Origin of the sequence: Tissierella creatinophila DSM 6911, assembly GCF_001940565.1 — a bacterium.
Lineage (GTDB): Bacteria > Bacillota > Clostridia > Tissierellales > Tissierellaceae > Tissierella_A > Tissierella_A creatinophila.
This window is the reverse complement of sequence record NZ_LTDM01000016.1, coordinates 20,492-35,973: the sequence shown is the minus strand read 5'-3', so window position 1 is coordinate 35,973 and position 15,482 is coordinate 20,492. Positions and strand designations below refer to the sequence as shown.

General features: G+C 32.0%; 12 protein-coding genes, 3 tRNA genes and 2 other annotated features (1 of these 17 cut by a window edge). Of the genes, 14 read left to right on the top strand and 1 reads right to left on the bottom strand.

Going from position 1 to position 15,482, the window contains the following annotated elements; all coding sequences use genetic code 11:
• Positions 1-238 precede the first annotated feature (238 nt).
• From TICRE_RS05955 to TICRE_RS05890, 14 genes are all read left to right on the top strand, one after another.
• Positions 239-439 carry a cold-shock protein gene (locus TICRE_RS05955; RefSeq protein ID WP_075726105.1) on the top strand — a complete coding sequence of 67 codons (201 nt, stop codon included), beginning with the start codon at positions 239-241 and terminating at the stop codon, positions 437-439.
• An 80-nt stretch (positions 440-519) separates the two neighbouring features.
• Positions 520-1,398 carry an Hsp33 family molecular chaperone HslO gene (gene hslO / locus TICRE_RS05950; RefSeq protein ID WP_075726103.1) on the top strand — a complete coding sequence of 293 codons (879 nt, stop codon included), beginning with the start codon at positions 520-522 and terminating at the stop codon, positions 1,396-1,398.
• Between the two features lie 83 nt (positions 1,399-1,481).
• Positions 1,482-1,557 (top strand) — tRNA-Phe (locus TICRE_RS05945).
• 8 nt (positions 1,558-1,565) lie between these two features.
• Positions 1,566-1,640, top strand: a tRNA-Gly gene (locus tag TICRE_RS05940).
• Positions 1,641-1,650: 10 nt separating this feature from the next.
• Positions 1,651-1,724 (top strand) — tRNA-Cys (locus TICRE_RS05935).
• Positions 1,725-1,779: 55 nt separating this feature from the next.
• A complete protein-coding gene (locus tag TICRE_RS05930; protein ID WP_075726102.1) occupies positions 1,780-2,523 on the top strand; it encodes a DUF6873 family GME fold protein in 744 nt (247 codons plus the stop codon).
• Between the two features lie 68 nt (positions 2,524-2,591).
• Positions 2,592-3,425, top strand: a complete 834-nt coding sequence (gene ytxC / locus TICRE_RS05925) for a sporulation protein YtxC (RefSeq protein WP_075726100.1) — start codon at positions 2,592-2,594, stop codon at positions 3,423-3,425.
• A gap of 123 nt (positions 3,426-3,548) precedes the next feature.
• Positions 3,549-4,859 carry a histidine--tRNA ligase gene (gene hisS / locus TICRE_RS05920; RefSeq protein ID WP_075726098.1) on the top strand — a complete coding sequence of 437 codons (1,311 nt, stop codon included), beginning with the start codon at positions 3,549-3,551 and terminating at the stop codon, positions 4,857-4,859.
• A 70-nt stretch (positions 4,860-4,929) separates the two neighbouring features.
• Positions 4,930-5,134: a binding site (T-box leader), on the top strand.
• A 59-nt stretch (positions 5,135-5,193) separates the two neighbouring features.
• Positions 5,194-7,101, top strand: a complete 1,908-nt coding sequence (gene thrS / locus TICRE_RS05915) for a threonine--tRNA ligase (RefSeq protein WP_075726111.1) — start codon at positions 5,194-5,196, stop codon at positions 7,099-7,101.
• Between the two features lie 152 nt (positions 7,102-7,253).
• Complete coding sequence (locus tag TICRE_RS05910) at positions 7,254-8,015, top strand: SDR family NAD(P)-dependent oxidoreductase (protein WP_075726096.1); 762 nt, start codon at positions 7,254-7,256, stop codon at positions 8,013-8,015.
• A gap of 223 nt (positions 8,016-8,238) precedes the next feature.
• Positions 8,239-9,615: a beta/alpha barrel domain-containing protein gene (locus TICRE_RS05905; RefSeq protein WP_075726094.1), complete on the top strand. Its 1,377-nt coding sequence runs from the start codon at positions 8,239-8,241 to the stop codon at positions 9,613-9,615.
• A 63-nt stretch (positions 9,616-9,678) separates the two neighbouring features.
• Positions 9,679-10,341: a GntR family transcriptional regulator gene (locus TICRE_RS05900; protein WP_198927504.1), complete on the top strand. Its 663-nt coding sequence runs from the start codon at positions 9,679-9,681 to the stop codon at positions 10,339-10,341.
• Positions 10,342-10,377: 36 nt separating this feature from the next.
• Positions 10,378-12,306, top strand: a complete 1,929-nt coding sequence (locus TICRE_RS05895; RefSeq protein ID WP_075726090.1) for an aconitate hydratase — start codon at positions 10,378-10,380, stop codon at positions 12,304-12,306.
• Between the two features lie 223 nt (positions 12,307-12,529).
• Positions 12,530-13,606 (top strand): isocitrate/isopropylmalate family dehydrogenase, encoded by a 1,077-nt coding sequence (locus tag TICRE_RS05890; RefSeq protein WP_198927503.1) that lies wholly within the window; start codon positions 12,530-12,532, stop codon positions 13,604-13,606.
• A 72-nt stretch (positions 13,607-13,678) separates the two neighbouring features.
• Here the strand turns inward: TICRE_RS05890 and TICRE_RS05885 are convergent, their stop codons facing one another.
• Positions 13,679-15,229 (bottom strand): ATP-dependent metallopeptidase FtsH/Yme1/Tma family protein, encoded by a 1,551-nt coding sequence (locus TICRE_RS05885; protein ID WP_198927502.1) that lies wholly within the window; start codon positions 15,227-15,229, stop codon positions 13,679-13,681.
• A gap of 156 nt (positions 15,230-15,385) precedes the next feature.
• Positions 15,386-15,482: a sequence feature (ribosomal protein L20 leader region), on the top strand (it continues 47 nt past the right edge of the window).

Sequence of the window (15,482 nt, the reverse complement as noted above, 5' to 3'; positions counted from 1 at the left end):
TTCAATTTCCGTTTTGAGTTATAAACAACTTGATACTGTATATATACCCAAAATCGGGGGAATCCCAGCCATTTCAATAGATTGAAATGCAGTAAAATAGCTCGCTACAGAGTTCTGCAACGAGCTAATAATATCCTTTAAAGGGGGTAAATTATTGACTATAAGTGTATACTGTGATAGTATACATAATTAGATGGGTTATTCATCTTATTAAAAAGTATTATTGGAGGAATGGAAAATGGAAAAAGGTACAGTGAAATGGTTTAATGGAACAAAAGGATTTGGATTTATATCAGGAGATAATGGCGAAGACGTATTTGTACATTACTCAGCAATTCAAGGAGACGGATTCAAAAGCTTAGACGAAGGCGATCAAGTTGAATTTGAAGTAGTAGAAGGCGACAAAGGCCCTCAAGCAACTAATGTAACTAAATTATAAAAAATTAGAATTTGACATAATATTAGCAGCTTAAAAAGCCCCTTAAGGGGCTTTTATTACGTGGTAGGAGGTTTTTATATATGAAAGACTATTTAATACGAGGCATGGATAAATTAGGAAGAATTAGAGTGTTTATAGCATCTACTACTAATATGGTAGAAGAAGCTAGAAGAATTCATAATACTTCTCCTACTGCAACAGCAGCTCTAGGAAGAAGTTTAACTGCGAGCGTTTTAATGGGAACTATGATGAAAAATGAAGAAGACACTTTAACTTTTAAAATTTCAGGAGATGGCCCAGGAGGCAGTATATTAGTAGTGGCTAAAAATAATGGATATGTAAAGGGAGAAATAATGCATCCAAAGGCAGATTTACCGAGTAGAGAAGATGGTAAACTTGATGTAGGAGGATTGGTTGGAAGAGAAGGAACTATGACTATTATAATGGATTTAGGTCTTAAAGAACCTTATGTAGGAATGTCTAAATTAGTTTCTGGTGAGATAGCGGAAGACTTAGCTCATTACTTTGCTTATTCCCAGCAACAACCATCCGTAGTAAGTCTTGGGGTATTGGTAGGAAAAGATATAACTGTAAAAGCAGCTGGGGGCTATATTATTCAACTATTACCAGGTTCTACAGAAGAAGATATAGTATTGATTGAAGAAGCCTTAAAGAAAATAAAGCCTGTTTCAACTCTTATAGATGAAGGACTTAGTCCAGAGGATATTTTAAATTCTATTTTTAAAGATATCGAAATGGAAATTTTAGAAAAAAAAGAAATAGAATATAAATGTGACTGTTCTAAAGAAAAGATAAAACATATAATAAAAAGTCTTGGGAAAAAAGAAATAGAAGAGATGATAAGTGAAGATCATGGGGCAGAAGTAGTCTGTCATTTTTGTAATACAAAGCATAACTTTGATGAAGAAGAATTAAAAAATATTATGATTGACATTTAAAAAGAAATAATGTATACTAAATAATGTAGTCAAAAAATACTTATTTAATGATTTGCCTATATTAAATTATTTTTATGACATATGCCTCGATAGCTCAGTCGGTAGAGCAGTAGACTGAAAATCTACGTGTCGCTGGTTCGATTCCGGCTCGAGGCACCATGTTTTATGCGGAAGTGGCTCAGTGGTAGAGCATCGCCTTGCCAAGGCGAGGGTCGCGAGTTCGAATCTCGTCTTCCGCTCCACAAGACATATGGCGGCATAGCCAAGCGGTAAGGCAGAGGTCTGCAAAACCTTTACCCCCAGTTCAAATCTGGGTGCCGCCTCCATAAACCAAAACACTCTAAGACTAGTCTTAGAGTGTTTTTTCTTTAGGAGGAATATATGAATAATCCATTTATACCATTAAAAAATGCAGATACAGTTATCATTGCTGGAAATATAAGTGAAGAAATCTATGGGAACTTAAAAAAGATGAATCTAAGAGTTATTAAAACTATACCTCATAAAAAAGTTCATAGCTCTATAAAATATCATCCGGATATAGTAATTCATCCTATAAACAATAACATTTTAGTTACAGAACCTAGCGTATATGAATATTATAAAGAGGAGTTTAAAAATACTAATATAGAGATAATAAAGGGAGAAAAGGACTTAGATTGTAAATATCCACTAGATATTGCATACAATGTAGGAAGAATTGCAAACCTTGCAATACACAATTTTAAATATACAGATGAAGTACTAAAATACTATCTAAAAAAGCAAAACTTAGAATTAATAAATGTAAATCAAGGATATACTAAATGTTCTATTGCAATAATTGGACAAAATGATATTATTACCTCTGATACTTTTATAGACAAAACCCTTAAAAAATACGGTGTTAACTCTTTAAGGATTGAACCTGGAGATATATTTTTAGAAGATCAAGATTATGGTTTTATAGGTGGTTGTACGGGTAATATATCAAATAAGGAGGTGCTTTTTTCAGGGTGTATAGATGAACATCCTGAGAAAGAGAAAATTGAAGACTTTATATCCAATCTAAATAAAAAAATTGTTTATTTGTCTAAAGAAAAAATAAATGATATCGGAACTATAATTAGTCTAAATTGTAACTAAATAGTAAAAATAAAAAGTATATTGAATTTTTATTAAGTGAATACTATTAAATGAAAGGGAGTGATTTTTTGGACCCTATTAAAATTGAAAGTACGGTGCCAGCTGAGAAAATACATCATATTATAGAAGAAATCCCTATAAAAAAGGATGTAAAAATTAGTTATGAAGAATATGAAAATAGATTTAGATATGTATTTTCTTTAAATAAAGAACAAATAGATAAAGACTACTTTTTTTTAGATGCTTTAACTAAATTTGTCCAAGAGATGATAATTAAGTTTTATACTGATGATATTATATCCATAAGTTTAGATAGAAAACTTGGTATGATAGATGGAGAAAAAAGGATAGAAATAATACAAGATGTAAAGGAAGTACTGATTTCTAATACTCTCTTTTTAAAAGAAAAACAAATTATACAAAGGGAAATATTTGATTATTTTATAGAGCATAAGACATTGATAATTGATGGATATTTAAAATTTCGTTCTAAAGGTTTTCATGATTTAGTAGAAAAATCCATTGAATTAGTACTTGGAGATTTTCAACTTGAAGTGGAATATAATGAGTTTATAGACACTCTTAAATTTCTTATAGAAAGTCAAACCCCTGAAATAGATTTAATAAATATAGTTTTAAAAGATGGAGACTATATTCTCATGGATTCGTCCTTTAAAGAAATCGACAACAACCATATAAGCATGATTTTAGAAGAACTTTATTATGGAGAAGTAAGTGAAGGGGATGTCTTGCTAAGCACTGTAATAGCATTAAGCCCAACTAATATAGTAATGCATCTAGGAGATGAATCTAAACGCAAAGATGACTTAACTTCTATATTAGAAGAGATATTTGGAGAAAAAATGAAAATTTGTAAAGGATGTATTGACTGTAAAATATAAAAAATATAATTATCAAAGAAAAAGAGTTTAAAAACTCTTTTTCTTTGACTTTTTTGAAGAAAATGCTATTATTAATAGTAAGACAAGTACAAGCTATCGGACAAAACTGGAGGTAAAGAAAAAATGAGTGAAAAAATTATCAAACCATCAATTTTACCAGGATTTATGGAACTCGTTCCAAAAGAACAAATTCTATTTAATCAAATGAAAGATACAATAAAAACTAACTATGAAAAATTTGGATTTTTACCTATTGATACACCTATAATTGAAAAATCAGAAGTATTACTTGCTAAAAGTGCAGGAGAAACTGAAAAACAAGTTTATAGATTTGAAAAAGGATCTACTGATATGTCTCTTCGCTTTGACTTAACAGTGCCACTTGCAAGATACGTGGCTCAACACTACTCCGAATTGGAATTTCCATTTAAAAGATACCATATTGGAAAAGTCTATAGAGGAGAGAGAAATCAAAAGGGTAGATTTAGAGAGTTTTATCAATGTGATATTGATATAATAGGAAATAATAAATTGGACATTATAAATGATGCAGAAATTCCAGCTGTTATCTATTCTACATTTAAAGATTTAGGTTTCAATGAGTTTACTATAAAGATAAACAATAGAAAGCTTTTAGGTGGTTTTTTCAACTCTTTAGATATAGAAGATATAACTATGGTACTTAGAGTTATAGATAAATTAGAAAAGATTGGACCTGAAAAGACAAAAGAAGAACTAAAACTTCTAGAAGTAGAATATGAAAATATAGAAAGAATTATTAGTTTTATAGAGATAAAGGGCACTAATAGCGAAATTATAGATAAATTAAAAGTCTTAAATATAGATAATGACAGATTTAATGAGGGCTTAAAGGAACTAGAGACAGTAGTAGATTATATAAAACTATTTGGTGTTCCTGAAGATAACTTTAAAATAGATTTAACTATTGCAAGAGGTCTTGACTACTATACAGGGACAGTTTATGAAACATTCTTAGATAATCATAAAGAAATAGGAAGTGTATGTTCTGGAGGAAGATACGATAACTTAGCAAGTTTTTATACAAATCAAAAACTTCCTGGAGTAGGGATTTCAATTGGGCTTACCAGGCTGTTTTATCAGCTCCGAGAGGCTAAAATCATAGAACCTAAAGAGTTTTGCTTAACTAAGGTACTTATAATACCTATGGATGGATTTTTAGATGAGGGAGTAAAACTATCTAATTCTTTAAGAGAGATGGGTATAAATACTCAGGTTTATGTGGAAAAGAGTAAGATAGGCAAGAAGTTTAATTATGCCGATAAGCTAGATATTCCATTTGCAATAGTAATAGGAGAAGAAGAGGCAAAAGAAAAGGTTTATTCTTTTAGAGATATGAAAACAGGAGAACAAGAGAAACTATCTGTATCACAGATAGCAGATAAATTGAAATAATATATACTGAGTATAAATATTAAATATTGACAAACACTTGTAAAGAGTATAATATATATATAGTTAAATATTAAAGGCGTTGAAGGGAAGAGTAAATTATTTCATACTTTTAGAGAGAGAAGACTTTAAGCTGAAAATCTTCTTAAGTTACGATAGTTGAAGACCACCCCTGAGCTGAATCCAAAACATTAAAGGATTATCGCTTTTAAGGCGTTATTAAATTTGAGAACCAACTAGGGTGGAACCACGATAGAATATAACCTTTCGTCCCTACAATTAAATTGTAGGGGTGAAGGGTTTTTTTTAGCAGATAATAGGAGGCAAATAAATGGATATGATAAAAATTACACTACCAGATGGTACAGTTAAAGATTATAAAAAAGGTGTTACTGTATTAGATGTTACAAAAGATATATCAGAAGGTCTTGCAAGAGTTGCCATGGGAGCAGTTGTAAATGGTAATACAAAGGGGCTTCAAGAAGAAATAAAAGAGGACTCTGATTTTAGAGTAGTAAAGTTTGAAGATAAAGAAGGTAAACAAATATTTTGGCATACTTCTTCTCATATAATGGCTCATGCCGTGCAAAATCTATTTCCAGATGCAAAGTTTGCAATAGGTCCTTCAATAGAGAATGGTTTTTATTACGATATAGATACAGAGCATAGATTTACACCAGATGATTTAGAAAAAATTGAAAAAGAAATGAAAAGAATAGCAAAAGAAGACCATGTATTAAAAAGATCAGTTATGAGTAGAGATGAAGCACTAAAATACTTTGAAGAAAAAGGAGAAGTTTACAAAGTAGATTTAATAGAAAAATTTCCTGAAGATGAAGAGATTTCATTTTATGAACTTGGAGATTTTGTAGACCTTTGTGCAGGGCCTCACCTTTATAATACTAAAAAAGTAAAAGCTATAAAACTTTTAAGTATAGCTGGAGCTTATTGGCGTGGCGATGAAAAAAACAAAATGCTTCAAAGAATATATGGAACAACTTATGAAAAAAATAAAGACCTAGAAGAGTATCTTAATAGACTCGAAGAAGCTAAAAAGAGAGATCATAGAAAATTAGGTAGGGAATTAAACCTATTTAGCATGCAAGAAGAAGGTCCAGGTTTCCCATTTTTCCATCCTAAGGGAATGGTTATAAGAAATGAACTTGAAAACTTTTGGAAAAATGAACATGCAAAAAGGGGATACGAGGAGATAAAGACACCAATTATTTTAAATGAAGGTTTATGGCATGAATCAGGCCACTGGGATCATTATAAGGAAAACATGTACTTTACTCATATAGATGATGAAGATTTTGCTATAAAGCCAATGAACTGTCCAGGATCTATTCTAGTTTATAGATCAGAGCCTCATAGTTATAGAGACTTACCACTTAGATGGGGAGAACTAGGACTTGTTCATAGACACGAACTTTCAGGTGCTTTACATGGACTTATGAGAGTAAGAAGCTTTACTCAAGATGATGCTCACCTTTATACACTACCTTCTCAAATTAAAAAAGAGCTTATAGATATAATTGAATTAGCAGACCATATGTATGAAGTATTTGGATTTAAATACCATATAGAATTATCTACTAGACCAGAAAACTCAATGGGTACTGATGAGCAATGGGAAATAGCTACAAATGGTCTTAGAGAAGCTTTAGAAGAAAAGAAAATAGACTATATAGTAAATGAAGGAGACGGAGCTTTTTACGGTCCTAAGATAGATTTTCAACTTGAAGATGCCATAGGAAGAACTTGGCAGTGTGGTACAATTCAACTTGACTTTCAAATGCCAGAGAGATTTGATATAAACTATATAGATAAAGACAACGAAAAGAAAAGACCTGTAATGATTCATAGAACTATATTTGGGAGTATTGAAAGATTTATGGGTATATTGATAGAACACTATGCAGGGAAGTTCCCAGTATGGCTTGCACCAGTTCAAGCTACTATTTTACCTATTTCAGATAAGTTCAATGATTATGCTTATGAAGTACGAGATAAGATGAAACAAGAAGGCATAAGAGTTGAAATAGATGATAGGGCAGAAAAAATAGGATACAAGATAAGAGAAGCTCAAATGAAAAAGATACCTTATATGCTAATAGTAGGTGAAAAAGAAGTTTCTGAAAATAAAGTTTCTGTAAGAGATAGAAATGATGGAGATATAGGTCAAGTAGATGTAAAAGAGTTTATAGCACGAATGATAGATGAAATAAAAAACAAAGCAAAGTAAATATTGTACAATTTCAGTTAATATCCCCTATCAATATGATAGGGGATATTTTATTAACAAATAAATTACTCTTATAATAATTCTTTTTAATTTTTTATATTAGTGATATAATTATAGAATATACTAAATATTATAAAAATGGGGGGATTTATATGAAAAAATTTGAAGACAAGGTTGTAATAGTTACAGGGGGAGGTTCAGGAATTGGATTTGGAATAGCAACAGCATTTGCAAAAGAAGGAGCAAATCTAGTACTGACAGGAAGAACTGAAAAAACTTTACTTAAAGCTAAAGAAGAATTAGAAAAAGAATATAATGTAAAAGTTCTAGTTCAAGTTGCAGATGGTGGAAAAGAAGAAGACGTAAAGGTGGCTATCTCCAATATAGTTAATGAATTTGGAAAGATAGATGTACTCATTAATAATGCTCAAGCTTCTAAATCTGGAAAGAAATTAGAAGAACACAGTAAAGAAGATTTCGATTTAGCTATCAATTCTGGATTATATGCTACATTCTTTTATATGAGAGAAGCACTTCCTTATTTGAAGAAAACAGAAGGTTCAGTTATAAACTTTGCATCTGGGGCAGGTATATCAGGAAGAGATGGTCAATCTTCTTATGCGGCAGCTAAAGAAGGAATAAGGGGTCTCTCTAGAGTAGCTACTACAGAATGGGGAGAGTTTAATATAAATGTAAACGTTATATGTCCACTAGTAATGACAAAGGCTCTAGAAAATTGGAGAGAGGAATATCCAGAACTTTATGAAAAAACTATAGGACAAATTCCTATGGGAAGATTTGCAGATGGAGAAAATGATATTGGAAGATTATGTATATTCTTATCATCTGAAGATGGAAAATATATAACCGGTGAAACTATAAGTTTACAAGGCGGTTCATCATTAAGACCTTAATTTATTTTAAATACAATATATAAGATATAGATTTTCTAAAAAAGTAGCAATCTTTTGATTGCTACTTTTTTAAGTTCATTCGGTGTTATATTTAAGAAAAAGTAAATTTACAATAACTAAATTTTTATATTGACATTTTATAAACTTAATTGTATACTTGTATACAATTAGAATAAATTTTATCTATTATGTACTTATTAAACTATACTTTAGGAGGAATTTTATGAATAAGCTTGATAAAAAAAGTAATCTACTAGAACAGGATCCTTATAGATATAAATTACAGGATGTAGAAGAGCCGAATCTTCATCGAGAAATCTACTCCTATACAGAGGTGCCTAAAATATCATTTAATCATCGTCATGTACCTATAGGAATGCCAGAAGATATATGGATCACTGATACTACATTTAGAGATGGACAACAATCAAGAGTTCCTTATACAGTAGAACAAATAGTTGATCTATATAAGATGATGCATCGTTTAGGTGGACCAAATGGTATCATCCGTCAAACGGAATTCTTTATCTATAGTGATAAAGATCGTGAAGCAGTAAGAAGATGTATGGAACTTGGTTATGATTTTCCCGAAATCACTTCATGGATAAGAGCTACAAAAGAAGATTTCAAATTGGTTAAGGATATGGGAATAAAAGAAACAGGTATCCTAGTTAGCTGCTCTGATTATCATATTTTTAAGAAATTAGGAAAAACCCGTAAAGAAGCTATGGATGGTTACTTATCAGTGGTTAAAGATGCATTAGAAGTAGGTGTTCTTCCACGTTGCCATTTAGAGGATATCACACGAGCAGACTATTATGGATTTGTAGTTCCATTTGTAAATGAATTAATGTCTTTATCAAAAGAGGCCAATATTCCAATCAAGATTCGTGCTTGCGATACAATGGGCTATGGTATTTCTCTACCAGGAGTTGCAATGCCACGAAGTGTTTCAGGCATAATTTATGGGCTACAACATTATTCAGATGTTCCCTCAGAACTTTTAGAATGGCATGGACACAATGATTTCTATAAAGCAGTAATCAATGCAACCACAGCTTGGCTTTATGGATGTTGTGCCGTGAACTGCTCTCTACTGGGTATTGGAGAACGTACTGGTAATGTACCTTTAGAGGCTATGGTATTTGAATATGCATCTTTAAGGGGTAGTTTTGATGGTATGGATCCTACGGTTATTACAGAAATAGCAGAGTACTATGAAAAAGAGATAGGTTACAATATACCACTTATGACACCGTTTGTAGGTAAGAACTTTAATTTAACTCGTGCCGGCATTCATGCAGATGGTCTACTTAAGGATGAAGAAATATACAATGTTTTTGATACAAAGACATTGTTAAATCGTAGTGTAGTAGTATCAGTGAGTAATACATCTGGCTTAGCTGGGATTGCTTACTGGATTAATTCATATTATAACTTACCACCTGAAAAGGCTATTAAAAAGAATGACCCATTGGTTATATATATAAAAGAATGGGTGGATAAAGAATACAGTTGTTGTCGAACCACTAGCATTAGTGATGAAGAACTTGAATATTTAATTGAGGAATATAAATCTGATTTAGTAGAAAAAAAATAGCCTTTATCAAATTAACTTCAATGATGTTATAATATTTAAGAGTAACATAAAATGGGGGTAAATATGATAAAAAAAGATTCTAAGTCATTAAGTATGTCTGTTTTTGAAGAACTAGAAGAAAAAATTCTTAACGGAAAGATTAAACCTGGTGAGAATCTTACAGAGATTAAACTATCTTCAGACATAGGAGTAAGTCGTACTCCAGTTCGAGAAGCACTTCGTATGTTAGAGCAAAAAAACTTAGTACAAATTACTCCTAATAAAGGAGCAATAGTCCTAGGAATCAATGAAAAGGATTTAAATGATATCTATACCATACGCATGAATATTGAAGGATTAGGTTCTCGCTGGACTGTAGAGAATATAACGGATGAACAGATAAAAGAATTGAAAGAAATTGTGGAGTTACAAGAATTCTATATGATGAAAAACTCCTTGGAGCAAATCAATCAACTAGATGCTAAGTTTCATGAAAAAATGTACGAATATAGCAATAGTAGAACTCTACAGCATATGTTGTCAGATTTACATCATATGATTAAGCGTTATAGAAAGATTTCTTTTAACTCCAAAGGAAGGACTGAAAAAGCCATCCAAGAACATCGGGAGATTTTGGAAGCGGTGATAAATCATGATCCAGATGCTGCTGAGAGACTAACGATAAATCATATCATCAATGCAAAAGAAAATTTATTAAAAATAATCAAGACAAAAGTGAAAAATTAACAAGCTAATTGTCGTGTTTAAAAAAGGAGTGTAATCATGGGACTAACTTTAGTAGAAAAGATTATTAAAAATCATTTGGTTTCCGGGGAAATGAAAATCGGCCAAGAAATCGGACTAAGAATTGATCAAACATTAACCCAAGATGCTACTGGAACTATGGCATATCTGGAATTTGAAGCTATGGATATTCCACGTGTAAAAACTGAACTCTCCATAGCATATATTGATCATAATACTTTGCAATCTGGTTTTGAAAATGCTGATGATCATCAGTATATCCAGACCGTAGCTAAAAAGCATGGAATATTGTATTCTAGACCTGGAAATGGTATTTGCCATCAAGTTCATTTAGAACGTTTTGGTATTCCGGGAAAGACCCTTTTAGGATCAGATAGTCATACCCCAACAGGTGGTGGCATAGGAATGTTAGCCATAGGAGCTGGAGGATTAGATGTAGCTGTTGCAATGGGTGGAGGTGCTTATCATATTCAAATGCCTCGTATCATCAATGTGGAATTAACTGGAGAACTATCTTCTTGGGTAAGTGCGAAGGATATTATATTGGAAGTTCTTCGTCTTCTAACTGTTAAAGGTGGTGTAGGTGCAATTATAGAGTATAGCGGATCTGGATTAGCTAATTTAAGCATTCCTGAACGTGCAACTATTACTAATATGGGGGCTGAACTTGGTGCTACTAGTTCTATTTTCCCTTCAGATGAAGTCACGCAAAAATTTCTTAAAGCCCAAGGCCGTGAGTCTGATTGGAAAGCATTATCTGCAGATACTGATGCAGTATATTCACAAAAGCATACTATTGACTTAAATAAATTAACCCCAATGGCAGCTTGTCCGCATAGTCCAGATAATGTTCATCCAATTTCAGAGCTTGGAAATATAAAAGTAGATCAAGTGTGCATAGGTTCTTGTACAAACTCTTCTTTGGCAGATATGCTAAAAGTTGCATCTATTTTTAAGGGAAAGACCATTCATCCTGAAGTAAGCGTTTCTATATCGCCAGGTTCTAAGCAAGTACTTACAATGCTTTCAAAAAGTGGTGCATTAACAGATCTAATCTCTGCCGGTGCTCGAATCTTAGAATGTGCATGTGGTCCATGTATTGGTATGGGATTTTCTCCTATTTCAAAGGGAGTGAGTCTTCGTACTTTTAACAGAAACTTTGAAGGGAGAAGTGGTACTGCTGATGCCAGTGTTTATTTAGTTAGTCCCGAAACAGCAGCAGCATCGGCACTAACAGGATATATAACAAATCCTACTACTTTAGACCTTGAGCTAAAAATAGATACACCGGAATTTTTCGATATTGATGATTCAATGATTTTAAATCCAGTTAGTGCGGATAAATATGATGAGGTTACAGTACTTAGGGGACCTAATATTAAACCTTTGCCAATTGCTGAGCCTTTAGCAGAGAGTTTAAAAGCTAAAGTGTTATTAAAGGTAGGCGATAATATAACAACTGATCATATTATGCCGGCAGGAGCAAAAATTTTACCTTATCGATCAAATATTCCTCATCTGTCTAAATTTTGTTTTAATCAGGTAGATCCTGAGTTTAGCCAAAGAGCTTTAGAAGCTGGCAAAGGATTTATTATTGCTGGTGCAAATTATGGTCAAGGATCTTCAAGGGAGCATGCTGCGTTAGTACCCCTTTACTTGAATATAAAAGCAGTAATTGCCATCAGTTTTGCACGTATCCATAGATCCAATTTAATCAATGTGGGAATATTACCCTTAACTTTTGAAAATCCAGATGATTATCAAAAAAATGAATTGGGAGATTTGCTAGAGTTAAGTAACTTGGATAAAGATCTAGGAAACAAAGATAATCTGGTATTGGTAAATCAAACAAAATCAATTTCTATTCCACTTAAAGGTCAATTCTCAGATCGTGAGATAGAAATTCTTAAAGTTGGTGGACTTTTAAATTATACAAAAGGTAAATAAATATAAATAGAAATATCCACAATAGTACTAGATAATTATTGGATTTAACTGATTAGCCCTAATAGATATGATAAGGGATTATTAATAGAAGGGGGGTGTGCCACTAGGTATATAATTTTAATTAATTGTATATCTAGTAGCACTGGTTATGAATAAAGAAATACAAATTGCATTAGAACATTTTTCTAAAGTTATAGAGTCTCAACTTGAGCGTGTAAACAAGATGAAAGTTCAAGAGGATTTTATTGACTATGGAACTACAAATCCTATTATAATTGGAATTTGTGGTGGAGATGGTATAGGACCTGTTATTACAAACGAGGGTCATAGGGTTTTAGAATTACTTTTGGCAGATGAAGTTAAAAAAGGTAATGTTCAATTTAAGGTGATTGAAGGATTGACAATTGAAAATCGTATTAAAGTAGAAAAAGCTATTCCAGATGATGTATTATCTGAGCTCAAAAGCTGCCATGTTATTCTCAAAGGACCTACTACTACGCCACAAAAACAAGATGGTAGACCTAATATTGAAAGTGCCAATGTAGCGATGCGTAAAGAATTGGACTTGTTTGCTAATATCAGACCAGTAAAGGTACCAGATCAGGGCATCAACTGGGTTCTTTTTAGAGAAAATACTGAAGGAGCTTATGCCGTAGGCAATCAAGGTATCAATATCACTGATGATTTGGCAGTGGATTTTACCATTACTACTTATCAGGGAACTGAAAGAATTGCATCATTAGCTTACGACTATGCACGTAAGAATGGATTTAACAAGATGTCTTTAATAACTAAGGCTAATGTCATTAAAACCACTGATGGAAACTTTTTGGAAGTTTGTCATAAAGTTGCCAAGGATTATCCTGAGATAGACACAGATGAATGGTATGCTGATATTATGACTGCAAAGCTTATAGATGAGAAACGCCGTCGTGATTTTCAAGTCATGCTGCTGCCTAATTTATATGGGGACATCATCTCTGATGAAGCAGCTGAATTTCAAGGTGGAGTTGGAACTGCTGGAGCAGCAAACATCGGAAAAAGATATGCCATGTTTGAAGCTATCCATGGTTCAGCACCTCGTATGATAGAAGAAGGTAGGGGAGATTATGCTGATCCTTGTTCTATATTAAGAGCTGCAGCTATGTTGCTTTCCCATATCGGATACCAGAACAAATCCGATAGATTGACAGATGCTTTAGACATATGCACTTTTGAAGAAAAGAAGATTGCTATTACTGGACGTAGTGATGGAGCTACCTGTCAAGAATTTAGCAATTATGTTATGGAAAAACTATAAAAAGACCCTATAGAATAGACTTTTTTAATTTGTCTATTCTATAGGGTCTTTTATAAACTTGCAGAGCTTTTTTTACGTTGCATAGTTAAACTTTGGTTTATATGCTTTAAATATCTCATCTAATTCTTCATTGTCTATAGTTTCCTTATCCATTAAAACCTTTGATATATTGTGTAAGATATCTATATTTTCATTTATAATTTTCTTAGCTTCACTATAAGCATCATCAGTTATGATTTTAATTTCTTTACGAATAAAATCATAATTATATCTTATATACACTTCATCTAAAGCTAAGTTTCCCATCTCAGTCATGCCATAACTACAGACCATTTCCCTAGCTATATTAGTTGCCTTACTTAAATCATCTTTAGCCCCTGTAGTTACTTCATTAAATATAATCTCTTCAGCAGCTCTTCCTGCCAATAGACATATTATTTTATCTTCAAGTTCTCTTTTAGTGTGTAAGTATCTATCTTCTTCTGGAAACTTCAACACATATCCAAGTGCCTGACCACGGGGAACTATAGATATCTTTTGAACTATATCGGTATTTAAGATTTTAGATGTTAAAGCATGACCTGCTTCATGAAAAGCTACAGTTCTTTTTTCTTTTAAAAGAACCGTAGGATTTTTGAGTTCAAGTCCTGCTATAACTCTTTCAATGGCCGCATCAAACTCTTTACTTGAAATTATATTTTTATTGTTTCTTACAGCTATTATAGCTGCTTCATTTGCAATATTTGCAAGTTCAGCTCCAGAAAGTCCAGTAGTTTTCTTAGCTAAGTCTTTAATCAGTAAATTTTTACACAAAGGTTTATCATTTGTATGAACTTGTAAAATTTTTTCTCTAGCATTCATATTAGGATTTCCTATATGAATATGTCTATCAAACCTTCCAGGTCTTAGTAGAGCTTCATCTAGCAGATCTAGTCTATTAGTAGCGCCTATTACTATAACTGTTTCACTACTATTAAATCCATCTAATTCTACTAATAGTTGATTTAGTGTTTGATCTTTTTCATTATTGGATTCTGAATTACGCTTGGTACCTATAGCATCTATTTCATCTATAAAGATGATACTTGGTGCTTCTTTTTTAGCTTTTTCAAACAAAGTTCTAACCCTTTTAGCTCCTACACCAACATATTTTTCCACAAACTCAGAGCCACTTGCATAAAAGAATGTAGAGTTTGTTTCCCCAGCTACTGCCTTTGCAAGAAGTGTTTTTCCGGTTCCTGGGGGGCCATAAAACATTATGCCTTTGGGAATTTTTGCACCCATCTTTTTATATTTTAAAGAGTTGTTTATAAAACCTATAGTTTCTTGGAGTTCTTCTTTTATTTCTTCAAGTCCTGCTACATCTTTAAACGAAACATCTGGTCTAACTTTATCTCTATCATTTTCTTTTTCTGTTGCAAGAATTGAGGGTACAAGTTGTGGGTTAGATTTATAACTTTTATTTAAAAGAAATAGAATCATTGTAACAGAAAAAACAGCTATTCTATCCCTTGAAGTTATAGCTTCTAAATCTTTTATAGGAACAAAATACTGTAAAATCACAAGTGACGATGCTATAATCCCTAGCATTAGAAAAAGTGAAATTATCTTTTTACTTTTCAATATATCTCCTCCCGAAAGTTTTGTAAGCTTAGTGTATCCATTTAATAGTAAAATATAAAAAATAATAGTAAAATACAAAAAAACTTTAAAAATATTTGACAAAGTTTAAAAATTAGCATATACTATTAAAGAAAAGAAAATTAAATATGATTAAAACAATGAAAGTAGAAGTTTCCGCTTCTCACCTTATAGCTATGGCTCATATGGTCAGTTAAAACAAATATAAATCTTATGTGTATAAGATTTATTATTC